This window comes from Arthrobacter sp. Y3223065 (assembly GCF_059090885.1).
This window is the reverse complement of sequence record NZ_JBNHGC010000001.1, coordinates 47031-73476: the sequence shown is the minus strand read 5'-3', so window position 1 is coordinate 73476 and position 26446 is coordinate 47031. Positions and strand designations below refer to the sequence as shown.

General features: G+C 65.5%; 24 protein-coding genes and 2 pseudogenes. 22 read left to right on the top strand and 4 right to left on the bottom strand.

The window, feature by feature from the left end; all coding sequences use genetic code 11:
* Positions 1 to 11 precede the first annotated feature (11 nt).
* The 8 genes from AC5RUK_RS00355 (at position 12) to AC5RUK_RS00320 (ending at position 6247) form a co-directional block, all read left to right on the top strand.
* The gene (locus tag AC5RUK_RS00355) at positions 12 to 770 is read left to right on the top strand and encodes a class I SAM-dependent methyltransferase (protein WP_494151074.1); all 759 of its coding nucleotides are present in this window, start codon (positions 12 to 14) and stop codon (positions 768 to 770) included.
* Between the two features lie 64 nt (positions 771 to 834).
* Positions 835 to 1746 carry a metal ABC transporter substrate-binding protein gene (locus AC5RUK_RS00350; RefSeq protein WP_494151073.1) on the top strand — a complete coding sequence of 304 codons (912 nt, stop codon included), beginning with the start codon at positions 835 to 837 and terminating at the stop codon, positions 1744 to 1746.
* A complete protein-coding gene (locus AC5RUK_RS00345) occupies positions 1743 to 2522 on the top strand; it encodes a metal ABC transporter ATP-binding protein (protein WP_494151072.1) in 780 nt (259 codons plus the stop codon). The genes AC5RUK_RS00350 and AC5RUK_RS00345 overlap by 4 nt, the downstream gene beginning before the upstream one ends.
* Positions 2509 to 3402 (top strand): metal ABC transporter permease, encoded by an 894-nt coding sequence (locus AC5RUK_RS00340; RefSeq protein ID WP_494151071.1) that lies wholly within the window; start codon positions 2509 to 2511, stop codon positions 3400 to 3402. Before AC5RUK_RS00345 ends, AC5RUK_RS00340 begins: the two co-directional genes overlap by 14 nt.
* Before the next feature lie 39 nt (positions 3403 to 3441).
* On the top strand, positions 3442 to 4167 hold the full coding sequence (locus tag AC5RUK_RS00335; protein ID WP_494151070.1) for a metal-dependent transcriptional regulator: 726 nt from the start codon (positions 3442 to 3444) through the stop codon (positions 4165 to 4167).
* Positions 4164 to 4622 carry a fluoride efflux transporter FluC gene (locus AC5RUK_RS00330; RefSeq protein ID WP_494151069.1) on the top strand — a complete coding sequence of 153 codons (459 nt, stop codon included), beginning with the start codon at positions 4164 to 4166 and terminating at the stop codon, positions 4620 to 4622. Before AC5RUK_RS00335 ends, AC5RUK_RS00330 begins: the two co-directional genes overlap by 4 nt.
* Complete coding sequence (locus AC5RUK_RS00325) at positions 4619 to 5023, top strand: fluoride efflux transporter FluC (RefSeq protein WP_494151068.1); 405 nt, start codon at positions 4619 to 4621, stop codon at positions 5021 to 5023. Before AC5RUK_RS00330 ends, AC5RUK_RS00325 begins: the two co-directional genes overlap by 4 nt.
* A gap of 123 nt (positions 5024 to 5146) precedes the next feature.
* Positions 5147 to 6247, top strand: a complete 1101-nt coding sequence (locus AC5RUK_RS00320) for a carboxylate-amine ligase (RefSeq protein ID WP_494151067.1) — start codon at positions 5147 to 5149, stop codon at positions 6245 to 6247.
* Positions 6248 to 6294: 47 nt separating this feature from the next.
* On the opposite strand, the gene AC5RUK_RS00315 is transcribed toward AC5RUK_RS00320, so the two are convergent.
* On the bottom strand, positions 6295 to 7002 hold the full coding sequence (locus AC5RUK_RS00315; protein WP_494151066.1) for an AfsR/SARP family transcriptional regulator: 708 nt from the start codon (positions 7000 to 7002) through the stop codon (positions 6295 to 6297).
* 356 nt (positions 7003 to 7358) lie between these two features.
* Here AC5RUK_RS00315 and AC5RUK_RS00310 point away from each other — a divergent pair, with 356 nt between their 5' ends.
* The 4 genes from AC5RUK_RS00310 (at position 7359) to AC5RUK_RS00295 (ending at position 13456) form a co-directional block, all read left to right on the top strand.
* Positions 7359 to 7619 (top strand): hypothetical protein, encoded by a 261-nt coding sequence (locus AC5RUK_RS00310; RefSeq protein WP_494151065.1) that lies wholly within the window; start codon positions 7359 to 7361, stop codon positions 7617 to 7619.
* Complete coding sequence (locus AC5RUK_RS00305) at positions 7616 to 11761, top strand: Pls/PosA family non-ribosomal peptide synthetase (protein WP_494151064.1); 4146 nt, start codon at positions 7616 to 7618, stop codon at positions 11759 to 11761. Before AC5RUK_RS00310 ends, AC5RUK_RS00305 begins: the two co-directional genes overlap by 4 nt.
* Before the next feature lie 83 nt (positions 11762 to 11844).
* Positions 11845 to 12915: a M28 family metallopeptidase gene (locus tag AC5RUK_RS00300; RefSeq protein ID WP_494151063.1), complete on the top strand. Its 1071-nt coding sequence runs from the start codon at positions 11845 to 11847 to the stop codon at positions 12913 to 12915.
* Positions 12916 to 13084: 169 nt separating this feature from the next.
* The gene (locus tag AC5RUK_RS00295) at positions 13085 to 13456 is read left to right on the top strand and encodes a hypothetical protein (protein ID WP_494151062.1); all 372 of its coding nucleotides are present in this window, start codon (positions 13085 to 13087) and stop codon (positions 13454 to 13456) included.
* Between the two features lie 158 nt (positions 13457 to 13614).
* Here the strand turns inward: AC5RUK_RS00295 and AC5RUK_RS00290 are convergent, their stop codons facing one another.
* Positions 13615 to 14253 (bottom strand): hypothetical protein, encoded by a 639-nt coding sequence (locus AC5RUK_RS00290; protein WP_494108654.1) that lies wholly within the window; start codon positions 14251 to 14253, stop codon positions 13615 to 13617.
* Positions 14254 to 14543: 290 nt separating this feature from the next.
* Between AC5RUK_RS00290 and AC5RUK_RS00285 the strand changes: the two genes are divergently transcribed.
* Positions 14544 to 17033: a S8 family serine peptidase gene (locus tag AC5RUK_RS00285; RefSeq protein WP_494151061.1), complete on the top strand. Its 2490-nt coding sequence runs from the start codon at positions 14544 to 14546 to the stop codon at positions 17031 to 17033.
* A 471-nt stretch (positions 17034 to 17504) separates the two neighbouring features.
* On the opposite strand, the gene AC5RUK_RS00280 is transcribed toward AC5RUK_RS00285, so the two are convergent.
* Complete coding sequence (locus AC5RUK_RS00280; protein ID WP_494151060.1) at positions 17505 to 17927, bottom strand: four-helix bundle copper-binding protein; 423 nt, start codon at positions 17925 to 17927, stop codon at positions 17505 to 17507.
* A gap of 491 nt (positions 17928 to 18418) precedes the next feature.
* On the opposite strand from AC5RUK_RS00280, the pseudogene AC5RUK_RS00275 reads away from it, so the two are divergent.
* From AC5RUK_RS00275 to AC5RUK_RS00250, 6 genes and pseudogenes are all read left to right on the top strand, one after another.
* Positions 18419 to 18747, top strand: a pseudogene (locus AC5RUK_RS00275) (heavy metal translocating P-type ATPase); the annotation flags it as partial.
* A gap of 77 nt (positions 18748 to 18824) precedes the next feature.
* Positions 18825 to 19310, top strand: a complete 486-nt coding sequence (locus AC5RUK_RS00270; protein WP_494151059.1) for a DUF6153 family protein — start codon at positions 18825 to 18827, stop codon at positions 19308 to 19310.
* Positions 19311 to 19417: 107 nt separating this feature from the next.
* Positions 19418 to 20026, top strand: a complete 609-nt coding sequence (locus tag AC5RUK_RS00265; RefSeq protein WP_494151058.1) for a DUF305 domain-containing protein — start codon at positions 19418 to 19420, stop codon at positions 20024 to 20026.
* Positions 20027 to 20129: 103 nt separating this feature from the next.
* Positions 20130 to 21002, top strand: a complete 873-nt coding sequence (locus tag AC5RUK_RS00260) for a F510_1955 family glycosylhydrolase (protein WP_494151057.1) — start codon at positions 20130 to 20132, stop codon at positions 21000 to 21002.
* A 5-nt stretch (positions 21003 to 21007) separates the two neighbouring features.
* Positions 21008 to 21793 carry a GNAT family N-acetyltransferase gene (locus AC5RUK_RS00255; protein ID WP_494151056.1) on the top strand — a complete coding sequence of 262 codons (786 nt, stop codon included), beginning with the start codon at positions 21008 to 21010 and terminating at the stop codon, positions 21791 to 21793.
* Positions 21794 to 21851: 58 nt separating this feature from the next.
* Positions 21852 to 22051 (top strand): annotated as a pseudogene (locus AC5RUK_RS00250) (cytochrome c biogenesis CcdA family protein); the annotation flags it as partial.
* A 54-nt stretch (positions 22052 to 22105) separates the two neighbouring features.
* On the opposite strand, the gene AC5RUK_RS00245 reads toward AC5RUK_RS00250, so the two are convergent.
* A complete protein-coding gene (locus AC5RUK_RS00245) occupies positions 22106 to 22606 on the bottom strand; it encodes a DUF2269 domain-containing protein (protein WP_494151055.1) in 501 nt (166 codons plus the stop codon).
* Between the two features lie 309 nt (positions 22607 to 22915).
* Between AC5RUK_RS00245 and AC5RUK_RS00240 the strand changes: the two genes are divergently transcribed.
* From AC5RUK_RS00240 to AC5RUK_RS00230, 3 genes are all read left to right on the top strand, one after another.
* Positions 22916 to 23494 carry a TetR/AcrR family transcriptional regulator gene (locus AC5RUK_RS00240; protein ID WP_494151054.1) on the top strand — a complete coding sequence of 193 codons (579 nt, stop codon included), beginning with the start codon at positions 22916 to 22918 and terminating at the stop codon, positions 23492 to 23494.
* 1046 nt (positions 23495 to 24540) lie between these two features.
* On the top strand, positions 24541 to 25263 hold the full coding sequence (locus AC5RUK_RS00235; protein ID WP_494151053.1) for a response regulator: 723 nt from the start codon (positions 24541 to 24543) through the stop codon (positions 25261 to 25263).
* A 20-nt stretch (positions 25264 to 25283) separates the two neighbouring features.
* Entirely contained in the window at positions 25284 to 26396 is a 1113-nt protein-coding gene (locus tag AC5RUK_RS00230; protein ID WP_494151052.1) for a sensor histidine kinase, read from the top strand.
* Positions 26397 to 26446 lie beyond the last annotated feature (50 nt).

Here is a 26446-nt window from a genome sequence, read left to right as displayed (position 1 = left end):
AGGAGCACCACGTGGCACACAGCGGCCCCCGCATGGACGATGAGCAGCGGCGCACCTACGCCGACACCTTTCAGCAGGGCGGCGAACACTACGACCGCATCCGCCCCGGCTACCCCGACGACGCCGTCGACTGGCTGCTGCCGGCCGGCGCCCGGGACGCCGCCGACGTTGGAGCCGGCACCGGAAAGTACACCGCCGCCCTGGCCGCCCGCGGGTTGCGGGTGGTTGCGGTGGATCCCTCGGCGGACATGCTCGCGCAGCTGGAGCGCAACCTTCCGGGCGTGACCACCGTGGTGGGGACCGCCGAGGAAACCGGCCTCCCCGACGCAGGCCTGGACGTGGTGACCGTGGCCCAGGCCTGGCACTGGACCGATCCGCTGCGGGCGAGCACGGAAGCCGCCCGCATCCTCAAGCCCGGCGGGACCTTGGGATTGGTGTGGAACCAGTTGGATACCGGCGTGCCGTGGGTGCACCGCCTCTCGCGCATCATGCATGCCGGCGACGTGCTCAAGCCCGATTTCCGCCCCCGCGTCGGCCCGGAGTTCGGCGCGCTGGAAGGGCATGAAACCCGGTGGCGGGACCCCCTCAGCACCGGCGACGTGATGGAGCTGGTCAAGACCCGCAGCTACTACCTGCGCGCAAACGAGGCCACCCGGGCGAAAGTCCTGGGCAACCTCGACTGGTACCTCCACGACCATCTGGGCCACTCCCCCGGGGACCCGATCGACCTGCCCTACCTGACCCACAGCTGGCGGGCGAGAAAAATCTGATCCGGTCCCGGACAATTCCCCTCGGGCGCTTGTTTTGAGGCTGGCCGTCCTGCAATATTTAGGCATGCCGAAACTTCGCGCGAGAGGGTTCGTGCTGGCCGCTGCCTTCGTGCTGGCGGTGACCGGCTGCGCCCCGCCGCGGGGTTCCGCCGCCGCGACGGCCGAGCGGCCCCTGGTGCTGACCACGTTCACCGTGCTGGCCGACATGGCCGACACAATCGGCGGCGGCCACGTGGAGGTCGCCTCCATCACCAAAGTCGGCGCGGAAATCCACGGCTACCAGCCCACGCCGTCGGACTTGGTGAGGGCGCAGGACGCCGACCTCATCCTGGACAACGGGCTGGGCCTCGAACGCTGGTTCGCACGGTTCCTGAATGCCGTGCCGGCCCCGCATGTGGTCCTCAGCGACGGCGTGGAGCCGGTGGGCATCACCGCCGGGAATTATGCCGGCAAGCCGAACCCGCACGCGTGGATGTCTCCGAAGGCAGCGAAGGTCTACGTGGACAACATCGTGGACGCCTTCAGCCGATTGCTGCCGGCACACGCCGCCGATTTTCGCCGCAACGGCGCGGATTACCGACGGGAACTGGATGTGCTGATGGCCGACCTGGAGTCGACCTTCGCCAATCCGTCGGCCGTTCCTACCCTGGTCAGCTGTGAAGGCGCCTTCTCCTATCTGGCCCGCGACGCAGGGCTGCGTGAGGCTTACCTCTGGCCGGTGAACTCCGACGCCGAGGGCACGCCCCGGCAGATCAAGGACGTGATCGGACAGGTCGCCGAGCACCGGATCCCGTCGGTGTTCTGCGAATCGACCGTCAACCCGGAATCGATGCAGCAGGTCGCCGCCGCCACCGGCGCCCGGCTCATCACGCCGCTGTATGTGGACTCCCTCTCGGGACCGGACGGCCCGGTCCCCACCCATCTGGAGCTGATCCGGCACGACATCTCCCTGATCAAGGAAGGACTGGCGCCGTGAGCACACCCGATATCCCGGCCGGCGCCGCCGCCATCTCGGTGCTCGGCCTCACCGTGGCCTACAACGACGTCGTCGCCCTGGACCGCGTTTCCGCCACGGTGGCACGGGGAACCATCTGCGGGTTGATCGGGGTCAACGGCTCCGGCAAGTCGACGCTGTTCAAGTCGCTGATGGGACTGGTCCACCCGGCGTCGGGCAAGGTGGAACTGTTTGGGCTCTCGCCCCGGCAGGCGAGAAAGCTGAACCTGGCCAGCTACGTGCCGCAGTCCGAAGACGTGGACTGGACCTTTCCGGTCTCCGTGCGCGACGTGGTGATGATGGGCCGTTACGGCCGGCTCGGACCCATGCGTCGCCCCCGCCGCACCGACCGCGAGGCAGTCGACGCAGCCTTGGAACGCACCGGCCTGCGCCACCTGCAGCACCGGCAGATCGGCGAACTCTCCGGCGGCCAGCGCAAGCGCGCCTTCGTTGCCCGCGGCATAGCCCAGCACGCCGGCCTGCTGCTGCTCGACGAGCCATTCGCCGGAGTGGACAAGGCCTCCGAAGCGGTCCTGATCGCCCTGCTGAAGGAACTGCGCGACGAGGGCCGGACAATCCTGATCTCCACCCATGATCTGGCCGGCATCCCGCAGTTGTGCGACGAGGCCATCCTGCTCCACCAGAAAATACTGGCGCACGGCCGGCCGGCAGACGTGCTCACCAACGAAAACCTGGCCCTGGCCTTTGGCTCCGCGCTGGCCGGCCCAGGGGAAGGAACACGCAGTGGAGTTGTTTAGCTGGCTGCTGGAACCGCTGCAGTACGGGTTCCTCACCCGCGCCCTGGTGGTCACGCTGGCCGCCTCCGTCGTGTCGGCAGTACTGTCCTGCTGGCTGATCCTGATGGGCTGGTCGCTGATGGGCGATGCGGTCTCCCACGCCGTGCTCCCCGGTGTCGCGCTGGCATACATCGTCGGGGTGCCGTTCTCGCTCGGCGCCTTCATCTTCGGCGCGGCGGCGGTGGCGCTGATCGGCGGCGTGCGGTCCTCCACCCGCCTGAAGGGCGACACCGTGATCGGCGTGGTGTTCACCGCGTTCTTCGCGGCAGGGTTGGCCATCATCTCCAAGACGCCGAGCCAGACCGACCTGCAGCACATCCTGTTCGGCAACGTGTTGGGCGTCAGCGACGGCGAACTGCTGCAGGTGCTCATCCTCGGCGCCGTGGCGCTGAGCGTGCTGCTGTTCAAGCGCCGCGACCTCACGCTGTTCGCCTTCGACCGCATCCACGCCCACGCCATCGGGCTCAACACCCGCTGGCTGTCGGTGCTGTTGCTCGGGCTGCTGGCGCTCACCGTCGTCGTCGGACTGCAGGCGGTCGGCATCGTGCTGGTGGTGGCCATGCTGATCACCCCGGGAGCCACCGCGTTCCTGTTGACCCGGCGGTTCGATGCCATGCTGGCGATTGCCGCCTCCCTCACGGCCGCCGCCTCGGTCGCCGGCATCTACGCCAGCTACTACCTGGACGTCGCCACCGGCGCTGCGGTGGTTTTGGCCCAGGCCCTGGTTTTCCTCGTGGTCTACCTGGGCGCGCCGCGGACCGGGGTAATCTGGCAGCTGGCCCGGCGCCGCGCAGGACAGGGCTCCGCCGTGCAGCCCGGCACCGGCGCCGCCACCAGGTAGCCTGCCTGTTGGCAGAGGTTCGACGAGAGAGTGAGACGCATGCCCCCGGCCAGGAAGACCGCGCTGAGCAGCGGCTCGTCCAGCGTGCAGGACTACGTGAAGGTCATCTATGCCTTCACCGAGTGGCAGGACAAGCCCATCACGTCCTCGCAGCTGGCCGGCCGGCTCGGCGTGGCCAACTCGTCGGTCTCCGAGATGGTGCGCAAGCTGGTGGAGCTGCAGCTGGTGGACCACCGCCCGTACAGCGCCATCGAACTGACCGACGCCGGTCGCCGGCTTGCCCTGACCATGGTCCGCCGGCATCGGATCCTGGAAACCTTTTTGGTCCAGGAACTCGGCTATGCCTGGGACGAAGTCCACGACGAAGCCGAACTGCTCGAACACACCGTCTCCGACATGTTCATCGACCGGATGGCGGCCAAGCTCGGCAACCCGCAGCGCGATCCGCACGGCGACCCCATCCCGACGGCGGACGGTACCGTCCACGTGCCCAGCGCCGTGCAGCTGGAAGAGCTCGACGGCGGACACACCGGCCGGATCACCCGGATCAGCGACGCCAATGCCGACCTCCTGCGCTTCTTCAGCGCCGAACGGATCGGACTCGACGACCGCGTGGAAGTCGTCGGCCGGCGCCCCTTCGGCGGTGCGTTGGTGGTCCGGTTCGGCCCGGACGGGGCGGCCCGGGAGCTGGACCTGGGCGACCAGGCCGCCGCCGCCCTGTGGGTGCACAGCGATCCGCATCCCGGCTGCCGGCTCGCTTCGTGAGCACGACGCCGCGGGCGCGGCTTCGGATCGCGGCGGCGCCGTCCGCGCTGCCCGGCTGGGGCGCCTGGGCCGCCGTCGCGGTCGGCGGCTTCGCGGGCGCCGAGGCGCGCTACCTGCTGGGCATCGCCTTCCCTGAAGACGGCTCCATTCCATGGACCACGCTGGCCATCAACGTTTCCGGCAGCCTGCTGCTGGGCATGCTCACGGCCCTCTGGACCGAGCGCCCCGGCACCGCGTTCTGGCTCCGGGCAGCGCTGGGGCCGGGGCTGCTGGCGTCCTTCACCACGTTCTCGGCCGTGGCGCTGGCCATCGACCGGTTGGCGGCGCAGGGCCGCCACGCCGACTGGCTGCTGTATCTGGGCCTGTGCTTGGCCGCGGGCCTGGCCGCCGCCGTCGCCGGGCTGTACGCCGGCCGCAGGCTGGGACGCCGGATTACCCGGAGGGCTGCCGCGTGACGGCGCTGCTCGTCGGGCTGTTCGGCGCCGGCGGCGCCCTGCTGCGCTTCGCCGCCGACACCTGGCTGGCCCGCCTGCAGGCTGCCCGCCGGCGGCCGGAGCAGCACTGGCCCTGGGCTACCCTGCTGGTCAATGTCACCGGCTCGCTCATCCTCGGGTTCGTCGCCGGCGGGGTGGTCGGCCAGGAGCCGGGCATGCCGGAGCCCTGGCGCCTGGCCGTGGCCAGCGGCCTGGCCGGCGGACTGACGACCTTCAGTTCCTTCACCGTCGCCACGGTTAAGCTGTGGGCAGAGCGCCGCGCGGGCGCCGCCGTCGTCAATCTTGCGGCGAACCTGCTGCTGGGCACCGCCGCCGCCGCGCTCGGACTCGCGGCAGCCGGCCTGACCGTGCCGCTGTCCTGAGGCCTCCGGACGCCCCGCCAGAGGGCGATCCGGCAGGGCGCGGGCGGTCCCGGCCGTGAGCATAACCGCCTGCCGATCGGTTAGGCTCGGCTTGTCTGAGCGTCGGCAGAAGAAAGGTGCCCCATGGCAACTCTGGGAATTGAGGAAGAATACCTGCTGCTGGATCCGGCCACCGGCTTACCCGCCCCGGTGGCGGACACGGTCGCCGAAAACCTGGAAGGCTCACTGCAAGTAGCCAGGGATGAGATCCAGCGGGAGCTGCTCACTTGCCAGATCGAAACTGCCACCGCAGTCTGCGCCACGCTCACCGAGGCCGAGGAGTCGCTGCTCAACTTCCGCCGCGAGCTGGATGCCGCCGCCCGGAAGGCCGGGGTGCGGGCCGCGGCCACCGGCACGGCACCACGGATTCAGGACGACTATCCGGAGGTCACGGACAAGCAGCGCTACCACGAGCTCAAGGCCAGTGCGAAGGGCATTGTGGCCGACCAGTTCGTCAACGGCCAACACGTGCACGTGTCCGTCCCCGACAAGGAAGCCGGAGTGCAGGCCTTGAACCGGATCAGGCCGTGGCTGCCGGCCGTGGTGGCGCTGGGTGCCAACTCGCCCTACTGGCTGGACCGCGACAGCGGGTTCGGCAGCTGGCGGATCGTCCACTACCGCCGCTGGCCGATCCAGGGCTGCGCGCCGGTCTTCCGCGACGCGGCTGACTACGAGCGCCGGATCCAGCGCCTGGTCGATTCCGGCGTGGTCATCGACCGGGGCGTCATCACGTGGCTGGCACGGCTGTCCGACCGCTACCCCACCCTGGAAGTCCGTGCCGCCGACGTGCAGCTCGAGGCCCAGGACTCCGTGCTGATCGCTGCGGTGGTCCGGGGACTGATATCCACGGTGCTGACCGATGAAGCTTCCTCGCGGTCCCTTTTGCAGCCCGAGCCGGAGCTTCTGGATGCTGCCGTCTGGCAGGCGGGACGCCAGGGCCTGTCCGACCGGTTGGTGGATCCGGAGTCCGGCGTCCTGCTGCCCGCACGGGATGTGGTGGGCATGCTGCTGCGCTACATTCGGCCGGCACTCGAGGAGGAAGGCGACTCGGCGTGGGTAGATGCCAGCATCGAACGGCTCTTCGCCACGGGAACCGGCGCCGACCGGCAGCGCAGGGCCATGGAATCCGGCGGGCTGCCGGCGCTGATGGACCTGTATGCCTCGTCCCTGACCGCCGAGCCGTAGTCGGCGGCGGCCAGCTGCCCGGCTTGGCCTGCTGCCCGCGGCAGCGTCTACGTGAGCAGGGGTGCCATGAGCTTCATGATCTTGGCCGAAGGCTCCACCCCGAATTCCTTCCAGAGCCGGGACTTGAAGACCTCGAAAGCCTGCAGCGCCTGCGCATAATTGCCATCGGCGATGTGCGTCTCCAGCAACAGCCGCTGCGAACTTTCGCGCAGCGGCTCAATGGCGATGGCCAATCTCGCAGCATCCGTCGCCTGGCCGATCTCGCCGCGTTCGAGATACTGGCTGGCGAGACGTTCCAGGGCCGTCAGCCTTAACTGCCTCCACCGTTCCTGCTCGGCCGTGACCCAGTCCTCGTACCACCCGGGCAGCAGTTCGGCCGTGCGCAGCAGGTCGAGCATGGCCGGCCGAAGGCGGACCCCGCGGTCCCCGTCGAGGGCGGCGAGTCGCCGGCGGACTTCGTGAACGTCCACTGCCACCTCCGGAGCGAGTGCCAGCGGATCCCTGCGCTCCGCCAGCAGTCCAGGCAGCTGGTGGGAAATCATCCAGATCGTCTCCCGCAGGCTACCCGTTGCCTGCCTCTCCGAACTGTCCGGCCAGAGCAGCCCCGCCAGGAAAGCGCGTGGCTCGCTGCCGAAAAGGGCCAGGACGGCAATCAGGCGCTGCTGTCGGATGGTTACCCTGACGGGAAGTTTTCCATGGCGAATCTGCCACCCTCCCAGTAACTGGACTTCCCACATGCGTTCTGTTGCATTCATTTTCGTGCCCCCCAAGGGCATTGAATGGCCCCCAAGCCACTGCCGAACGACTCCCCGATTCTAGGTTCCCACCGTGTACCGCCTTGTCAACGCGGCTAAAGGATGCATCTGAAAAGGGACCTGACCCCGGTGACAGCGGCCCGGTCGCTGACGGGCTTCGGCCTGCGGATGAAAGCTGGTGTCTCACCGGTTCTTCAAGATTCTGGCCGACGCCGGGGCCTGGGTCGATGGCAGCCAGTCCAATAACGCCCGCGTAACACAGGACATCGTCCAATGTCGTCTAGAGGCCCGTCATCGGCGAATTGATCGACACTACTGCCAGGCCCCTGCCGGTTCCTGAGGCGAGGAGGACTGCCATGGCGGCATATTCGGACTTACTTGAGTTCATGACCCCACAACTGCTGGGGCCGCCTGCCAAGGAGGCGCTGGTCGACGCGCAGCTGCCAATGCCGCCCGCCGGCACGCGGGAACGGGTGAAGATCCACTCCTGCGGCCCTACCGGCGCCAATGCCGCGGATGCGGCGATCAGTAGCACCGCCGACGTCGTCGCCACCGCCTGCGGGATCGCGGTCGAGGCTGTCCGGCAACTGGGCAAGCGGCAGCAGGAAGCGGCATGAGCGCTCCTGCAGACCGCAGTGCCCGGCACCGGCAGCGGGAGACAGACCACACACCGAAACGCTCCGGCCCCGCCGCGGCCGCCAGCACCATCCTCACCGGCGCCCCCGGCAACGGCGCGGCACGTTGGCACGATGGGGACAGGCTCGAACGGCTCTTTGAGGGCCGCTGCGACGAGCTGCGGCGCGACGGCGAGGGGGGACGGCTCGCCGTCGACAGCGCCGGGCAGTCGCTGACCTACGATCAGCTCGACGCCCGGGCGAACCAGCTTGCGCGGTACCTGATCTCGCGCGGCGCGCGGCCGGGCGACCGGATTGCGCTGCTCTTTGACCAGCCAATCCGGTCCTACACGGCCATCCTGGCAGTTCTGAAGGCCGGTGCCGCATTTGTTCCCCTCGACGCCGGATACCCCTCCGAGCGTCTCGCGTACATTGTCGAGGATGCGGGCGTGAATTTTGTCCTGTCGCTGTCCCACCTGCGGGACCGGATGCCCGAAACGGCTGCGGCCATCCTCTGCCTCGACGAGGAGGAACCGCTGGTGGCCACGCAGGATTCCTCGCGCTTGTCCCGGGGAGAACAGGCGGGGCCCGCAGGCGATCTGGCCTACATCATCTACACCTCCGGCTCGACCGGCCGCCCCAAGGGTGTGGCCATCGACCATCCCAGCATCTGCAACTTCGTGCTCGTGGCAGCCGAAGTGTACGGCTACCAGCCGACGGACCGCGTCTACCAAGGCATGACCATCGCCTTCGACTTCTCGGTGGAGGAGACCTGGGTCCCGTGGATGGTGGGTGCAACGCTGGTGCCCAAACCCGCCGGCGCCAGCCTGCTTGGCATGGAACTGGGCCAGTTCCTGCGGGACCAGCGGGTGAGCGCCATGTGCTGCGTTCCAACGCTGCTGGCCACCCTCGACGAGGACCTGCCCAACCTGCGGTTCCTACTGGTTTCCGGCGAGGCCTGTCCGCGCGACCTCATCACCCGATGGCATCGTCCGGGCCGCAGGTTCCTGAACGTTTATGGTCCAACGGAGGCAACCGTCACCGCGACTTGGGATGTGGCCCATCCGGACAAACCGGTGACCCTGGGTAGTCCGTTGCCGACGTACTCGGCGGTGATCCTTGATCCGGATGAGCCGCGCGCCTTGCCACCGGGGGAACTGGGCGAAATCGGGATCGCCGGGATCGGGCTGGCCCGCGGGTATGTCAACCGTGACGACCTGACCGAGCGGGCCTTCATCGAGGACTTCCTCGGCATCGACAACAATCCCTCGGGCCGGATCTACCGCTCGGGCGACCTGGGGCGGTTCAGCGAGAGCAGAACCATCGAGTACCACGGCCGGATCGATACCCAGGTCAAAATCCGCGGTTACCGCATCGAGCTCGCTGAAATCGAGTCCGTCCTGCTGCAGATGCCGGGAATCGCCCAGGCGGTAGTGAGCACCTACGAGCCAACCCCCGGACTGGTGGAACTGGTTGCCTACTACACGCTGCGCCGGGACACCGCGGAAGTCGACGAGGCCAGCATCGCCGAAAAACTGAGCGAGACGCTGCCCGGGTACATGGTCCCGGCCTACCTCGAACGCTGCACTGAAATACCCGTCATGCCCAGCGGCAAGGCCGACCGGAAGAAGCTGCCGCTGCCCAGCAAACCACGGCTCACCGGCGGTACTCACGAGTACAGCGCACCAGATACGGAGGCAGAGGAAATATTGGCCGGCTGCCTCGCGGGGGTCCTGGGCGTGGAGAAAGTCTCCGCCACGGCCCACTTCTTCAACGATCTGGGAGCGAACTCGCTGCTCATGGCCAGCTTTTCGGCCGCCGTCCGGCGCAGGGCCGCGCTGCCGCCGGTGGCCATGCAGGATATCTACCAGCATCCGACTGTCCGCCAGCTTGCCGTCGTCCTCGCCGATGCACAGGCTGCCGCCGTACTGTCAGGATCCGGGGCGGACGAAACGGAGCCGGTCCTGCTGCCCGCGCCGCCGGCACCGAGCACGCGCCGGCACGTCTTGTGCGGCGTAGCGCAGCTGATGTTCTTCCTGGGCTACACGACCTACGCTGCCTCTTTGCTCGTCATATCCTTCGTGTGGGTTTCCGAAGGAACCACCTTGATCGATATGTGGCTGCGATCCGTCGGATTCGGTGCCGCCATGTTCTTCGTACTGTCCATCACCCCGATCGTCCTGAAGTGGATTCTCATTGGCCGCTGGAAGCGTCAGGTCATTCCCCTGTGGAGCTGGACCTACGTCCGGTTCTGGGTCGTCAAGACACTCAACCGAAGCAATCCGCTCGTCTTGTTCGCCGGCTCACCTCTTTACGTGCTTTACCTTCGGGCGCTGGGGGCCAGAATTGGCAAGGGCGTTGCCATTTTCTCCCGCATGGTGCCGGTGTGCACCGACCTCGTCACCATCGGCGACGGCACGGTTATTCATAAGAATTCATTCTTCCTTGCCTACCGCGCACGCAGCGGCGTCATCGAAACGGGCACGGTAACGCTGGGCCGCGATGTCCTTGTGTCGCAAAAGACGACGCTGGACATCGACACGTCCATGGGCGACGGCGCTCAACTGGGCCATGCGTCCTCGCTGCAGACGGGCCAGGCCATACCGGACGGTCAGCGCTGGCACGGCTCCCCTGCGGTACCTACGGAAACGAACTACCTCAGGGTTCCACCCGTACGCTGCAGCACGCGCCGCAGGGTCATTTTCACCCTGTTGCAGCTTTTCAACCGGTTGGTCCTGGTCGCGCCGGTCGGACTCATCGCCTTGTCAGCGCTGCTGCCGCCCTATCTGGACAGCGAACACCTGAAAATGGACAATCCGTTCTTCTACGTCGAGACCCTGCTCATCACCCTGGCCTTGTTCCTGGCCTCCTTCGTCGGCGGTCTCATCGCGGTCCTGACCATCCCCCGGCTCCTGAACCTCGCCATCAAGCCGGACAAGGTCTACCCGCTGTACGGCGTGCATTTCACCCTCCAGCGGATGATCGCCGGGATGACGAACGCCAAGCTGTACAAGGATGTTTTCGGCGACAGCTCGTACATCGTGCATTACCTGAAGGCACTGGGCTACGACCTCGGCAAGAAGGTGGAGCAGACAGGGTCGAACTTCGGCCCCGAGGTGTCTCACGATTCGCCCTACCTGAATACCATCGGATACGGGACCATGGTCTCCGACGGCTTGAATATGATGAACGCCGATTACTCGAGCACCTCGTTCCGGCTGTCTCGTGTCAGGATCGCGGGCCGCAACTTTCTGGGAAACGACCTCACCTTCCCCATCGAGGCCCGGGTTGGCGAGAACGTTTTGTTGGCAACCAAGGTAATGATCCCGATCGACGGCCCGGTCCGGGAAAATACCGGCTTGCTGGGATCCCCGCCGTTCGAGATTCCGCGCTCCGTTCAGCGGGACGGCCGGTTCGATGAACTGAAGATCGAAGAGGCGAAGAACCAGCGCCTGCCAGCCAAGAACCGCCACAACATCGCGTCCATGGGGATCTTCCTCGGTGTGCGCTGGTTCCTGTTCTTCTCCGGAACGCTCATCGCCGCAGCATCCGCAACAATCTACGATGAGTTCGGTGCGTTGGCGGTCGCCCTGGGAACGTTGGGCTTCGTTATATACCTTGTCCTGCTGACCGTCCTCGTCGAGCGCATGGTTATGGGCTTCCGGAGGCTGAAACCGCAGTACTGCTCGATCTACGACCCCTACTTCTGGCACCACGAACGTCTGTGGAAGATGCTCGCCACCCCGCCCTTTAACGGCACGCCCTTCAAATCAATTGTCTGGAGGATGCTCGGCGTCAAGGTGGGCAAGCGTCTCTACGATGCCGGCTGCAACATCCCGGAGAAAACGCTTGTCTCAATCGGCGACGACTGTGCCTTAAACGAAGGCACAGCCCTCCAAGGCCACTCGATGGAAGACGGTACGTTCAAGTCGGACTACATCACGGTGGGAAACCGGTGTTCCTTTGGCGTCGAGTCCTTCGTCAATTACGGCGCGGTGGTGGGCGATGGCGTCTCACTCGAGGCCGACTCGTTGCTCATGAAGGGAGAAGACGTGCCGGAGCACGCCATCTATGCCGGCAACCCGGCCCGCGACACGACAGACACCGCCAGGCACAGGCGGTTAACGGGCGCGGCGCAAGGGTGATGAAGCGTGCACGTGGTTTGCCACAGGGTTTCACTGGCGGCAAGTGCCGCGTGGGCGTGAAAAGCCCCTCACCGGAATCCAGCATGACGCGCCGGGCCAATAGCCGCCGGGCAGTAGGCGCGGCCGCGACGAAACTTGCCGCCATCGTGCTGCTGGCGGCCTGCTCCAGCTCCGCGCCCCTGGATCTGGGCAGCGGCCCCGATACCAAGGCCCTTCGCGAGTCCGTCACCGTCCGGAACGTCATCACGCATTTGCAGGCCCTGCAGACGATCGCTGACGCCAACGACGGCAACCGTGCGGCCGGCACGTCCGGCTATGAGGCGTCCGCCGCATACGTTGAGGAGCAACTCAAGGCTGCCGGGTACCATCCTGTCCGGCAAAGATTCTCCCTTGAGGATTCCCTCGACGACAGCAGCGGGGAAACTTTCAACATCCTGGCCGATACCGGAGGGCGGACTGACCACACCGTCGTCGTCGGGGCCCACCTTGACTCGGTGATAGAGGGCCCAGGCATCAATGACAACGGCAGCGGCGTTGCGGCCATCCTCGAAGCCGCCGTCCGGCTGGCGCAATCGGGAACCACCCCGGTGAACCGGGTGCGCTTTGCGTTCTGGGGCGGTGAGGAAGAAGGTCTGCTGGGCTCGGACTACTACGTGGAACAGCTTTCATCGGCCGAGATCGCCGACCATGCCGCCAACCTGACCTTTGACATGGTCGCCTCACCCAATGCCGCGAACTTCGTGTACGACGGCGACGGCTCGGAGTTCGGGGAGGCGGGCCCAGAAGGTTCAGCACAAATCGAGGACGTCTTTTTGGATTACTTTGCGACCGAGGGGCTGCTTGCCGCGCCCACGCGGTTCGATGGCGGGTCCGACTATGCGGCGTTCATGGAACAGGGCATCCCGGTCGGCGGGCTGTTCACAGGCGACGTCGGCATTAAGTCAGCGGAGGAAGCTGCCTTGTATGGCGGTACGCCAGGCGAAGCGTATGACCCGTGCTACCACGCCAGTTGCGACACGGTCGAGAACGTGGACGAGGACGTCCTCGCTGGGATGTCAGACGCCATTGTGCACGCCACGCAGACGCTGGCGCAGGCGGGGTCCGCCCAGGCCTTCCAGCCGCAACCAAGTACGGCCTTTCTGGGAACGGAATGAGCTTTGGCCCTGAAGGAGCGCGCAGTCCGGTAGCCGTCAACGGGCTGCAACATGTTCTGCTTCCGGCAACTACGGCGACCCGGTGATACTGCGGCGCGGACGGTGCGGTAGGCGCCGGCGCACGCTACGAAGTTGCTGCAGCTGGGCTCCCGGTCCATGGTAGTAGGTGATGATTACGAGACGTGAAGCAGCCCAGTTCCTCGATATTCCACCGGAGATGGCGAAACGCCACGGCATCCCGTCGCGCATAACCGAGGAGGAACTCGCCGCGATTGACGCTGACCCACCGGCTTGGCTGGCCCAGTCGCGCGCCAACCGCACCGGCGGGAGGCCTGTCTGGACAGCGCTGCAGTGCACCATATGCGGCTTTACCGAGTCTGTCCGGCCGAAGAAATGGTGGCCGGAATTCACCTTTACTTACTGTCGGCACCATGATCCCGGGGAGCTCCCCTGGGCGCCGGCAGGATGGGTCCGCAGCGAGTATGACGGCATCGGCACCAGGTTCATCGGGATCGTCGACGTGGCACTTCCCGGCGACTGACCCCTGACGGCAGGCCATCGGCCTGCCGAGAGGCTAAGAAAAAGCGCTTCGCCACCGGAACCGGCGCCGAACCCGACCGGCCTTCCTTCCTTCCTTCCTGCACGCAAAGGGCGGCCTCCCCGCAGGGAGGCCGCCCCGGATGGCGGAGCCGGGCGGGATTACTCGGTCTCGCCGGTGCCCTTCTCGGCGGCCTTGGCCGCCTTCCACACGGCCTTTCCTTCAGCCTTGGCTGTCTTCCAGTCGGCCTTTCCTTCGGCCTTGACGGCCTTCCAGTCCGCGCTTCCCTCTGCCTTTGCGGACTTCCACGCGGCGTCAGCCTCGGTCTTTGCCGACTTCCACGCGGCGTCGGTCTCGGCCTTGACGGCCTTCCAGGCGTGGGTCGGTTCCTCAACCGGAGCGGGGGCCGGTTCTTCCACCACCGGCTCCTCAACAGGGGCCGGTGCTGGCTCTTCCTCCACCGGAGCCGGTTCCTCAACCGGAAGTTCCTCTACCGGGTCTTCCCCGGGCACAGGCTCGACGGGCTCTTCACCCTCGTCCGGGGTCGGGGCTTCGTCCTCGACCGGTGCCGGGGCAGCCGGCTCCTCAGCCGGGGTTTCCTCCGCGGGACCGTCCTCGACGACCGGTTCAGCTTCCTCGACCGGGGCCGGCACGATGGTTACGTCCTCGGCCGTGATGGCAACCAACGAATCCTGTGGTTCGTCAGCAGAAGCGGCTCCTGCGCCTCCGGCAGTCACCACGCCTGCCACGAAAACTCCAGCGGCCAACTGCCGGGCCTTGGTCTTAGCAAACGATGACATGTGTTGCTCCAATCGTCGGGGATGTTGCAACTTAATCGTTACATCGGGAGCGGAGGGGCTTGCAAGCGAAAGCGGTGAATAGCCACCGATTAGCGTTCAAACCGGGCTGGGGTCTTTACAGGCTGGCGGGAGGCCGTCAGACTCCGCCACGACCGGGTGGCGACCAATTCGAGCCTTGGCAGGGGGCTGCCAATCGCAAGATAATCCTTACACTAAACCTCGTGGGCGCAACGTCGCATCCCGTCTGTCCTGCACCGACTTCCGGGACCCAGCCCGTAAGGATGACACCCATGCCTTCGCCCCTGCCCCGCCGCCTCCTCGCCGGACTGGCCTCGTTCACCGCGGCCGCGGTCCTCGGCGCAACGCTCTCCGCCCTTCCGGCCTCGGCCGCCGATGAACCCGGACTGCCCGGTTCCACGTCCAAGTACCTGACTGCCCGCGACATGCCAACCGACCGGTTCGTCGTGAAGTTCAGGGACAAGGCCGGGAGCAGCTCCGCCGGCCGCGGGAAGGCCTACGGGCGTACCGCCAAGGAACTGGGATTCAGTGTGAAGGAACTGCGCGCCACGGCCACCGGGGCCCGGGTCATCACCACCGGCAAGGCCCTCAGCGACACCGAGGCCAGGGAACTGGTCGCCGGGCTCGAGGCGGACCCGGCCGTTGAATTCGCCGAACCGGATCAGCGCATGCAACCGGCAGCGGCCCCAAACGACGAGCACTACGGCCTACAGTGGAGCTTCTTCGAGGACAAGGCCGGGATGCGCGTGCCGGGAGCCTGGGATGCCAGCCGCGGCGATGGCGTCACCGTCGCCGTCGTCGACACGGGCATCACCGACCACAGCGACCTCAACGCGAACATCTTGCCCGGCTACGACATGATCTCCTACCCGGCCTCCGCCCGTGACGGCGACGGCCGGGACGAGGACCCCCGGGATGAAGGCGACTGGTACGGCGCCGGTGACTGCGGGTACAACGACTCCTCCGACTCCTCCTGGCACGGCACCCACGTCGCCGGCACCATCGCCGCCGTCGCCGGCAACGGTCAGGGCGTGGCCGGCGTCGCCCCCGGCGCGAAGATCCTGCCCGTCCGAGCCCTTGGAGCGTGCGGCGGTTACATGTCCGACATCGCCGACGCCGTGATCTGGTCGGCAGGTGGCAAGGTCCCCGACGTCCCGCTCAATGCCAACCGTGCCCGCGTCATCAACCTCTCGCTCGGCGGCTCCGGGCTGTGCTCCGCCACCTTCCAGTCAGCGGTGAACTATGCCGTAGGTGCCGGCTCGGCCGTCGTGGTGGCGGCCGGCAACGAGAACAAGGATGCGTCCCTGTCCACGCCGGCGAACTGCAAGAACGTCATCACGGTGGCCGCGAGCGGGCGCGAAGGCAACCGGGCCCCGTATTCGAACTTCGGGACCATGATCGACGTGACCGCCCCCGGCGGCGACAGGAGCACCGGAGCGGGCAACGGTATCGCCTCCACATACAACCAAGGCACGACCACCCCGGGCACCGAGGGCTACTCCTACCTCCAGGGCACCTCCATGGCCGCACCGCACGTCGCCGGCGTGGCCGCCCTGATCCTTGCCGCACGTCCGAATTGGACGCCGGCGCAGATCGAAGACCAGCTCAAAAGAAAGTCCCGCCCGCTTCCCGGTACGTGTGCCGAAGGATGTGGAGCCGGGCTTGTCGACGCCACCTCGTCCCTCGACTTCAGTCCCGTCCCCTATGGTCCCCCGAAAATCTCAGGAGTCATGCGCGTCGGCAACGTCCTGTACGGCACCGAGGGAGACTGGGGGCCGGAACCGGTCAACGTCGCCTACCAGTGGTACCGCAGCGGAAGCCTGGTAACCGGGGCCACCGGCCGCACGTACACGCTGAGCGGTGCCGACGCCGGGCACACCATCACCTTGAAGGTCCACGTGACCAAGGACGGCTACGCCGCCGGCAGCAACACCTCCGAGCCGACGCCCAAGATCGCCGCGGGATCGCTGGCCAGCGCCAAGCCGGCGATCAGCGGAAGCCGCAAAGTCGGCTACGCATTGACCGCAGTCCCGGGCAACTGGACTGCTGGCACAACCTTTGCGTACCAGTGGTACCGGTCCGGGACGGCCATAGACGAGGCCACCGCCAGCCGGTACGTCCTGACCGCGGCCGACGCCGGGAAATACCTGACCGTCCGCGTCACCGGCGCCGCCCCGGGCTACACAACCGCTGCCGTGACCTCCGACCCCAGCGGGCCCATCGCCTCCGGCACCCTCGCCGGGGCGGTCCCCACGGTCACCGGCACGAAGAAGGTCGGCCACACGCTGACGGCCAGCGCCGGACCATGGACCTCGGGCACCACGTTGAGGTACCAGTGGTACCGCGGAACGACGGCGATCTCACGGGCGACGGGCCGCACCTATGTGCTCACCGGCTCCGACGCCGGCAAGCAGATCTCCGTCCGGGTGACCGGATCCAAGAGCGGCTACACCACCCTGAACCGTTACTCGGCCAAGACGTCCGCGATTGCCAAGGGCACCCTGCGCACGTCCGCGCCGGTCATCAAGGGCACGCTGCGGCCCGGCTACACGCTGACCGCGTATCCGGGCACCTGGACGGCGGGCACCACGCTGAAGTACCAGTGGTACCGCTCCGGCACGGCCATCCGCGGCGCCACGGGCAAGACCTACCGGCTCACCGCCACGGACCGGTACGACACGATCAAGGTGCGGGTCACCGGATCCAAGACCGGGTACAACACGGCCAACAGGTACTCGCTCTCCACCGCACGCCTTCGATAGCGCGAGACAGCCCGGCCCAGGAAGCCTGTCCCAGCCACCACGCGGAACAATCCGGCTCCGGAAATCCCAGGCCGGACCGGTTCATTCCATGCTTACCTTTGCAGGCGGGCTTCGCCGTCGTCGGCAGATGCCGGTCGGACCATGCGGGCAAAGAAAAAGCCCCGGAAAACCGGGGCTAAATCAGTGGAGGCAACTGTCAGAAACGCAGTGTCTTCCATGACTCCACCAGCCATGGGCAACCGAGTGTCTTCCACTACTGACAGCGTTATGTCCTCCCGTTCCGGTGCAATCGGCGGATTAAGCGGCCCCACACCGCTCTCACTGTTCGAGACCTGAACCGTATACTTCCACAATTTCCTTGATCTCATCTGGGCTGGACAGGAACCATTCGGCACCCGGGGAGTTATCCAGCTGCGCGCCGCCCCGTCCTCGATGACAGGGAGGGGCAGCAGGCTCCCGGCCGGTTCCTTCCTATTCGGAGGCTCCGCGTCCGAGGGACGACAGGAGTTCGTCGCAGGCTTTTTCGCAGCGGCGGCAGACTTCTGCGCAAACCTTACAGTGTTCGTGCATCTCCTCGTGCTGCCCGCATTCGTCAGCGCAGGCCTTGCAGGCAGTGCGGCAGGCCTCCAGCAGTGCCCTGGTGATGTTGGCGTCGTAGCCAGTGTGGCGCGAGAGGACGCGGCCAGTGGCTGCGCAGATGTCGGCGCAGTCCAGATTCGTGCGGATGCACTTGGCAAGGTCGGCAACCATGTCCTCCGACAGGCACGCGTCGGCGCACGCGGTGCACGTTTGCGCGCATTCGAAGCAGGCGGCAATGCACTCCGCGAGTTTCTGGCGGTCCACGCCGCCCAGGTCCTTGGGATAAGTATCGAGCATCGAACTGATGTGCGTCATGATCCTGATCCTGTTCATCGGGTTGCAGGCCAACGGGTGCCGGCCGCCATTTAAGCCACCGTAGCCTTGCTATTGGATGCTGGCTACCATCAGCCCTACCCGTACGGATACTGAGTTACCGGAAGCACTCCTGAAATAAAAAGGCGCACCGCGACGGTCATGTTCGGCCACGGCAAGCGTATTGAACACGGAATGGGCTGGCACCTTCCGCACCAGCCCCCGGAAAGGGTTTTCAATAAGGAGCTCAGGCGCTGTTGTAGGGCGGGTGACGGAGGCTGCCCGGAACTACCACCCCTCTCGAATGGACTTATACCCCCTCAGGGTATAATTTGACGTCACCGGAAACCTGCGTCTGACCGCTCTGGTCCCTACGCTCTGAAGGTCCACACGATGGCTCGGCTCGAGGGCTTCCTGCAGGAAGCACTCGGCACCATGCAGCATCTCGGAACCGTCTTGAGGAGGAGATCACTATGTGTGGCACATCCAACCGCGACCTGCCGCTGGCCAAAGCAGACGTCGGCATCGCCATCGGCGCCGGCACAGATATCGCGATGGAATCAGCCGGCGTGGTGCTGGCCAGCAACGACCCGCGCACTGGGCTCTCCATGGTTGAGCTGTCCCGTGCCAGCTACCGCAGGATGATCCAGAACCTCATCTGGGCCACCGGCTACAACACCATCGCCGTCCCGTTGGCGGCCGGCGTGCTGGCCTTGCCGGCGTGAGCATTTCTCCGGCCGTCGCGGCGATTCTGATGTCCGTCGTGGCGCTTAACGCCCAGCTACTGCGACGCATCAACCTCGGCCCGGCAACCCTCCGGTAACCCCGCGCCCGGGAGCGCCAAGGTCAGTCCCGGGTTCGCGGAACCGGGGGACATCGGGCTACGGTTGGAATACAGAAATGAAGCACGAAGGGCAGGTACGCATGATGTTCCGCATGCTCGCCCTGCTCCTGCCCATCCGCCGTCCGGTGCTTCTGTCCCTGGGGCTGGCAGCGATCATCTTGGGCATCCTCGGCATGCACACGCTGAGTCTTTCCCATCTCGGCCCGGCCCAGGCCGCGCCCGTCCAGACGGTGGCTGCTGAGGAACTCTCAGCCGGCCACCCCTCGCATCAAACACATCACCACGATGCCGCCGCGTCCTCACTCGGGGCCGTGGGCGGAATGCACCTCGCTGCGTGCGCCGGGTCCTGCGGCTCCGGGCACGACGTCATGACCGCGATGTGCGTACTGATGATCACCGGCCTCTTCAGTCTTCTCTTCATCCCGAAGCAGCTGCGTCTCAAAGCAAGGCATGGCCTACGCGCACCGCCGTGCATGGCAGTTGCACACCATGTGCTGTCCCGGGCTCCTTCGCTCGTTCAACTCTCTATCAGCCGGACCTAAAACCGGCAGCCCTTCCATGTGGAAGGGTCCCTCAGGCATGCCTTGCGGGCTCTCCGCGGTGTGCACGCGATAGCCACCATTGAACGACTATTGAGAAGGAAACTCCCGTGAAGCGCTATACCGCCATATCGGCAACCGCCGCTGCCGCTGCCCTCTTCCTCGCCGGCTGCGGCATGGACAACGGCTCGGAGACTGAAGGTGCCATGCCCGGCATGGACCACGGCAACATGTCCCAAACCCCGGCAGCATCCGATGCCGGCGCCCACCACAACAGTGCGGACGCCATGTTCGCCCAAATGATGATCCCTCACCACGAGCAGGCCGTGGAGATGAGCGACATCATGCTCGTCAAGGACGGACTCGACCCGGAAATTGTCCAGCTCGCCGAAGACATCAAAGCCGCCCAAGGTCCCGAGATTGAGAAGATGAACTCCTGGCTTCATGCTTGGGGCGAACCGGCGGAAATGTCCGGGGACCACGAGATGGACGGGATGATGAGCGACGAGGATCTTGCCCAGCTAAAGGCCGCGGAAGGCGATGAGGCAGCCCGGCTGTTCCTGGCTCAGATGATCGCCCATCACGAAGGGGCGATCTCCATGGCAGAAGACGAAGTCGCCCAAGGCGCCAACCCCGAGGCCGTCGAACTGGCGAAGACTGTGGTTGCCGACCAAGGAGAGGAAATCGAGAAGATGAATAAGCTTCTCGCCGGCCTCTAACCCAACCGGAACCAGTTGCCGGGCATCGCCGAACCCCGGCGTGCCCGGCGACGCTCGCCTTTTCTTCTTCTGTCCTTCTTTTTCCGTTTGGAGCCTCACAGCAATGTCCCCCAAGACCTTCACCGCCCGTGCCCGCCTGGCCACGCTCGCAGCAGCCGCCCTCCCCCTGGCCATGGCCGTCGCAGCCTGCGCACCACAACCGGCAGCCTCGCCAAACGCAGGCCAACCCAGCGGCACCAAAACCATTAGTCATGTGCACGGGATGCACGTTGACGCCGACACCGGGCAGATCCTGCTCGCGGCCCACGAGGGTCTTTACGACGTGACCTCGGGTGCGCCCGTAAAAATCGGGCCCACTATCGACCTGATGGGGTTTGCTCCTGCCGGTGAAGACCACTTCTACGCCTCCGGCCACCCCGGGATGGGAACCGACATGCCCGATCCTCTGGGCCTGATCCATTCAACCGACGGCGGGGAGACTTGGGAGCCGCTCTCCCTTCAAGGTGAATCAGATTTCCACGCCCTAACCGTCACTAGAGACGGAATCGTCGGCTTCGACGGCCAGGTTCGGCGTACGGGTGACCTCGAAACATGGGCAACAGTAGAAACCGACATCCAGCCCTACAACCTCTCCGGCACACCCGTGAGTCCGGTAGTCCTGGCAACAACTGAGCAGGGAGTCCACCGATCAGATGACGCGGGTCGGACCTGGGAGTTGCCCGCCGATGCGCCTGTCCTGCTCGTCACGACCTTTGCCGACGACGCCACAGCGGTCGGAGTAGCTCCCGACGGCACCGTTCAGGTGAGCGACGATGCAGGGAAATCCTGGCGACCGACGGGTGGAGCTGTGGCAGGGCAGCCGGCCGCCATCGCAGCAGCGATGGGCGACGGCGGACGGGCTAGTGTCTGGGTCGCCACGACGTCCGGTGTGGAATATTCATGGGACGGCGGAACGACGTTTGAAGTATTGGACTGACCCGGATGGTGCTCGGCTCCGTGCCTAGCCTGGGTGCGCTCCGACACTCTTTCCGCCCCTTCCAAGAGGTGCCCGTGATCGTACCGGATCCATCCCGTGTCGTAGTCCGCCCCGCGACCTGCGACGACCTGGAGCGGATGGCTGCTTGGCAGTGCTCTTTCCTGCCGCATGGCCTTCTCCCGCGGCTGGGCAAACGATTTGTCCGCCACTGGCATACGACGTTTCTTGATTCTCCGTTCGGAATAGCACTCATGGCGGAGCTCACCTCCCCTGGAAGTGTGCCGACACCGGTTGGTTTCCTCATCGGATCATCAGACCAAGTACGCCACGTTGACGACGTTGTCCGGAGAAACCGCTTCCGGCTAGGAATAGCCGGCGCAGCTGCTCTGTGTGTCCGTCCCCGATTAGCCGCACATTTCCTGCGCACACGGGCAATGGCCTATAGCCGCCGGCTATTCCGGCCGCCGGCCGCGGCGGAAGTCGGGTCTGATCAAGAGGGTGACGGCCTAAACGGGGCAATGGACCGGCAAGGAATCGCCGTCATAACGGCTATCGCTGTGGCTCCCGAAGCCCGGGGCCGCGGCGCCGGAAAGGATCTGACCGACCGGTTCCTTGATCAAGTCCGGGCAGCTGGAGCCCTTCGGGCTGAACTGGTCGTCATGACCGGTTCAGGCGGGCCGGAAGCCTTCTACAGGCGGCTGGGCTGGACCCCCGTGGGGGAACACCTCTCCAAAGACAGTTCCCGTGCGCTGACATTCCGGTACGAGCTGGATACTGAGGCGGCTGAATGATTCGCGGCTTCATCCGTTCAAAGGGGTGCCGTTGACCATCGGTACCTATTTCGCGGAGATGGTGCAGTCCGGGGCTCTGCTGGTCGCGATGCCCTTGGCGATGATCGCAGGGGTCGTTTCCTTCATTTCCCCCTGCATCCTGCCCCTGGTCCCTGGGTACTTGGGTACGTGCCCGGGCTGAGCGACCCAACAGCTCCGAACAACCGGCGGCGGGTGGTCGTTGGCGTCGGGTTATCCTTAGCAGCCTCCGCCGGCTTGCCCCTTCAGAGGCGAGCTGGCGGGGGCGGCCGACCAGCTCTCCTGTGCAAACCTTCAGGGTGTGCGCGTGCACCCAAAGCCTGTGCTGCCCTTGGGCTTATAGATAGACAGGGCCAGCGCGACGAGAAGAACAACCAACGCCGCTACCGCGTGTAAAACAGGCGAGAAACTGGGCAAAGTCTCGCCTTCGCTTACGGAAAGGGACAGATCGTTGGCAGCGTCAGCCAACAGCGAGAGCGTTTTCATGTACAACAGCAGGACTCCCGTCGCGACGACGGTGATGAGCAGCTTTACCAGCACCCAGTAGTGGCGGACCAGACCCCATGCCGTTCCCAATGCCAGCAGGACCCCCGTGACAAGTGATGCGATGCTCAGAGGTACAAGCGCGTACCAACCGATGACCTCCATCGAAGTGTACATCGCCCGGATCGTCCGTTCGTCGACCGCGGTCATCCCCGCCACTGCCAGGACTAGGAATGCTGCGACAGCACCAATCCAGCCCACTGAGCAAGCCACATGGGCGATCAGGGAGGCTTTGCGCAGCCGCTGCGGCATCACCCTCAGGACCGCAGACCTTCACTAGCGAACCAAAATGTGGCCCCGGTTGCGCCATGCATTCCGGGGCCGTGCTCAACACCCAGCAACTGCGCGACCAGTAACACCAGCACCAGCGCCACAACAATCAGGACAAAGACCTTCACCCAGCGGGGCATACCCGGCCTAGACGGATTCTTTTGCGGATTTCGGGGCATATCAGCAGGGTCAGTCATCGGAGGCCTCTCACATCGGTCAAGTAATTTTTCAATACACAGTGTACAGATAAGAACACGATGTCGATGGTTCGTCGTTGCGTATAGTAAGGCCATGCCCCGGATCTGGAACGACACCATTGAAGAACACCGACAAGCGGTGCGCGAAGCAGCCCTCAATGCTGTGTCCAATTTGGTGGCAGCGGCGGGTTTTCCCGCGGTGACGATGACCAAAGTCGCGGCGCAGGCCGGGATCGGGCGCGCCACGCTCTACAAGTATTTCCCCGACATGGAATCTCTCCTCCAGGCCTGGCATCACCGCCTGATCGGAGAACACCTGGCGCACTTGGAGGCAGTACGGGCGCAGACCGCAGGGCCCCGCGCCGAACTCGAGGCAGTCCTGCAGGCCTATGCACTCATGCACCATCACCGCGGACAAGGCGAGGTGCCGGCCTTCCTGCATCAAGCTGCCTACACATCCCAGGCGCAGCTGCACCTGCAGCAGTTCATCCAGGAACTCCTTGCGGCAGCAGCAGATTCCGGCTCTATTCGCACCGACGCACCCCCCGCCGAACTGGCCACTTACGTCTTGAATGCTCTCAACGCCGCAAACTCTCTCCCCTCGCCGGAAGCGGTGCAGACCCTGGTCACCTTGGTTCTCGACGGACTCACGCCGCGCTCACGTTGTAGCTAACAAACAAGCAAAGGGGCCTTTCGCGCCCTAACGCGAGACTCCATCCACACCGCCTACGCGCGCACTTCACGCCTGCCCACAACGCAAAGCGGCATCGGCCGAATGGTTTGTGGGTCACATCCCGCGCCAATGCCGCCGGTGGCTCAGTTTTGATGGGTGGATCGGGCGCGCTTGCGAGAGTCGCGCTCGCTACGCCAGCCGAGCCGAGCCGGTGTCGCTGACAAGGGACGAACTCGATTTTGAGCACTGCAAGGTAACCCGAGTTGTGCCCGGTGTGCCTGTGTGGGCATGGGTACGGTTCCCGAAAGCAGCCGAGCTAATCGCCGGAGAGGCGTTCGGGTGGACATCGAGGAAGGTGCAGGTCACCTGGTTCGATGCCGGGGTTCGGAGGGTGACGTGGGTGTGGGCGTCCGCTGTGCGGCGACGGAACGATCAGGTGCGGAAGACGGCTTTGGGAGACAGGACCGCAAGCGATGACGGCGGTACAGCAACAGACAGGCCGCGGACGCTTAATGATCCGGTCGAACTCCGGTTCACCCCGAAGGGAGTGACACTGGCGGTACGCTGGCGCGGCCGGCTCTGGCCGGTAACGGCGGAACCGTTGCACTGGTACAGCCGGTGGAACTGGTGGGAGTCAGCCCTGTCGGCGCGGCGCGGTCAGGGCCACATCATCGACATCGAGTTTTGGCGGCTCCAAGTACGTGCCACGTCGACTTCTCCACTGTGCACCTTGGAAGTGCGGAAGCACCCGGGCTGGGTCGGTTGGGCTCTGGTAAGCGTCTCTGACGAATAGCGGAATGTCCCGCCGATGCGGTCGAACTAGCGCGGGATCCAGCCGCAAAGGCCTCAACGCCGGAACCAATCACCGCCAAGTCGATCTGGGTCCGTGCTTTCGTGGTCAGGGTCGGTAGACCGTTAAGTTTAGGTTTGGAACGAGGTAGAGACCGAGCGTGCCATCCAGCAGAATGGTTGTATACGCGGAGCGGCAACGATGCGGTTCTCTCGCCTGAGCAGCTACGGGGCCTCCTGCACCTAAAGGAGTTTTTATGTCTGCAGTTCGAGCAGGCCGTGTGCTGGTGGTCGATGATGAGGTGACTTTAGCCCGCGTAGTGGAAAAGTACCTGCGCACGTTCGGGCTGGAGGTGTCAGTGTGCCACGACGGGGCGAAGGCAGTGGACGCGGTGCGGGCTTTCACTCCGGATGTTCTGGTACTGGACTTGGGCCTGCCGGGGCTGGACGGTATCGAGGTCTGTCGGCAAGTGCGTATGTTCTCGGACTGCCACGTATTGATGCTCACGGCCCGTGACGACGAGTTGGATAAGGTCATGGGACTGTCGGTCGGGGCCGATGACTATATGACAAAACCGTTCAGCCAACGTGAACTACTGGCCCGGGTACAGGCGAGGTTGCGCCGGATCCACCAACTCGACGCGGCACCCAGAGCCGAGCCAACGTTGGGCGACCGGACCGTGACAATCGGGGACCTTGTGGTAGACCGTGCCGCTCGCCAAGTCTGCGTGGACGGAGAATCGGTGCCGTTCACTCGGATCGAGTTCGATTTGCTAACCGCCCTGGTGGAGCATCCCGGGCAGGTGCTCAGCCGTCGGCAGCTGGTCGACATGATCTGGAACGCAGAGTGGAACGGGGACGAGCACCTCGTGGACGTCCACATCGGGCGGATCCGCAAGAAGCTCAGCGATCCTCCCGCCGCTCCCCGGTTCATCCATACGGCCCGCGGGGTCGGGTACCGGATCGGAGATGGACGATGACGAGCGCTTCCACGCCTACTGTGACTTCCTGGCAACCGCTGACGCTGAGGTTGATGTTGGCGCAGGCCTTGGTGCTGCTGGTGGGGTTGGTCGTCACGCTCGCGACGGTTTCGTGGTTCGGCCCGTCGATGTTCTCACACGAGCTGGCGGTGTCCGGCCATGCCGAGGAAGCGGCGCTCGTGGGTGAGGAAATCCTGCAGGACGCCTTCCGAAAGGTCAGCTTCGGTGCCGTGATCGTCGGGGGGCTACCGGCCCTTTTTGTCGCTGTATTGTTCAGCTTCTACCTCTACCGGACGATTGGCCGATCGCTGACGGCGTTCAGCTCTGCCGCCGAGCGGGTGGCCTCGGGCGACTACCAGGTCCAACTCACATCGCCGGGATTGGGCCCGGAGTTCGATACCCTTGCGTCCTCGTTCAGTGATATGGCCGCCCGGCTTTCGGCGGTGGACACTACGCGGCGCCAGATGCTGGCCGATCTGGCTCATGAGATGCGTACCCCGCTGGCCAGCATCAAGGCTCATGTGGAGGCGGTTGAAGACGGGGTGCTGGAGATGGATGAGGAGACTACCCGCATCCTGTACTCCCAAACTGGCCGGCTCGAACGATTGGCCGGTGACATCCGGCTGCTGGCCCAGGCCGAACAAGGTCTCGTGCATCTCCAATTGGCTGCGCAGTATCCAGCGGAGGTGGTCGCCGAGGCGATCGCCTCGGTACAGCAGGAAGCCGCGGCCAAGGACATCACGCTCAGCACCACCACGTCCGGACTGGACACAGGGTCAGTGCTTATGGACCGGGAGCGAATCGGCCAAGTGCTGGGCAATCTGCTGGTTAATGCACTGCGCCATACCCCTGCTAAAGGGAAGATTACGGTGCACACCGACTACGCCCCGGACGCGGTGACAATCGCCGTAACCGACACCGGGGACGGGATTCCGCCGGAACATCTGCCCCATGTCTTCGACCGGTTCTATCGTGCCCGTTCCGGGAGGGAGGCCGGTCCTGGATCGGGCCTAGGACTGTCGATCAGCAAGGCACTGGTCGAGGCCCATGGTGGGAGACTCCAGGCCAACAGCGCGGGTGTGGGCCGCGGAGCGAGCTTCGAGCTGCTCTTGCCCCGCTCCGTGCGTTCCTGAGCCCGCACAATTTCCTCCACGATCCGGCCCCCACGGCCGAGGCCCACGGG

What these genes read in the sequence shown, in the direction of transcription:
- AC5RUK_RS00350 (WP_494151073.1), top strand. Translation starts at nt 835, where the DNA reads ATGCCGAAACTTCGCGCGAGAGGGTTCGTGCTGGCCGCTGCCTTCGTG.
- AC5RUK_RS00335 (WP_494151070.1), top strand. Translation starts at nt 3,442, where the DNA reads ATGCCCCCGGCCAGGAAGACCGCGCTGAGCAGCGGCTCGTCCAGCGTG.
- AC5RUK_RS00320 (WP_494151067.1), top strand. Translation starts at nt 5,147, where the DNA reads ATGGCAACTCTGGGAATTGAGGAAGAATACCTGCTGCTGGATCCGGCC.
- AC5RUK_RS00315 (WP_494151066.1), bottom strand. Translation starts at nt 7,002, where the DNA reads ATGAATGCAACAGAACGCATGTGGGAAGTCCAGTTACTGGGAGGGTGG.
- AC5RUK_RS00310 (WP_494151065.1), top strand. Translation starts at nt 7,359, where the DNA reads ATGGCGGCATATTCGGACTTACTTGAGTTCATGACCCCACAACTGCTG.
- AC5RUK_RS00305 (WP_494151064.1), top strand. Translation starts at nt 7,616, where the DNA reads ATGAGCGCTCCTGCAGACCGCAGTGCCCGGCACCGGCAGCGGGAGACA.
- AC5RUK_RS00300 (WP_494151063.1), top strand. Translation starts at nt 11,845, where the DNA reads ATGACGCGCCGGGCCAATAGCCGCCGGGCAGTAGGCGCGGCCGCGACG.
- AC5RUK_RS00295 (WP_494151062.1), top strand. Translation starts at nt 13,085, where the DNA reads ATGATTACGAGACGTGAAGCAGCCCAGTTCCTCGATATTCCACCGGAG.
- AC5RUK_RS00290 (WP_494108654.1), bottom strand. Translation starts at nt 14,253, where the DNA reads ATGTCATCGTTTGCTAAGACCAAGGCCCGGCAGTTGGCCGCTGGAGTT.
- AC5RUK_RS00285 (WP_494151061.1), top strand. Translation starts at nt 14,544, where the DNA reads ATGCCTTCGCCCCTGCCCCGCCGCCTCCTCGCCGGACTGGCCTCGTTC.
- AC5RUK_RS00280 (WP_494151060.1), bottom strand. Translation starts at nt 17,927, where the DNA reads ATGACGCACATCAGTTCGATGCTCGATACTTATCCCAAGGACCTGGGC.
- AC5RUK_RS00270 (WP_494151059.1), top strand. Translation starts at nt 18,825, where the DNA reads ATGAAGCACGAAGGGCAGGTACGCATGATGTTCCGCATGCTCGCCCTG.
- AC5RUK_RS00260 (WP_494151057.1), top strand. Translation starts at nt 20,130, where the DNA reads ATGTCCCCCAAGACCTTCACCGCCCGTGCCCGCCTGGCCACGCTCGCA.
- AC5RUK_RS00255 (WP_494151056.1), top strand. Translation starts at nt 21,008, where the DNA reads ATGGTGCTCGGCTCCGTGCCTAGCCTGGGTGCGCTCCGACACTCTTTC.
- AC5RUK_RS00245 (WP_494151055.1), bottom strand. Translation starts at nt 22,606, where the DNA reads ATGCCGCAGCGGCTGCGCAAAGCCTCCCTGATCGCCCATGTGGCTTGC.
- AC5RUK_RS00240 (WP_494151054.1), top strand. Translation starts at nt 22,916, where the DNA reads ATGCCCCGGATCTGGAACGACACCATTGAAGAACACCGACAAGCGGTG.
- AC5RUK_RS00235 (WP_494151053.1), top strand. Translation starts at nt 24,541, where the DNA reads ATGTCTGCAGTTCGAGCAGGCCGTGTGCTGGTGGTCGATGATGAGGTG.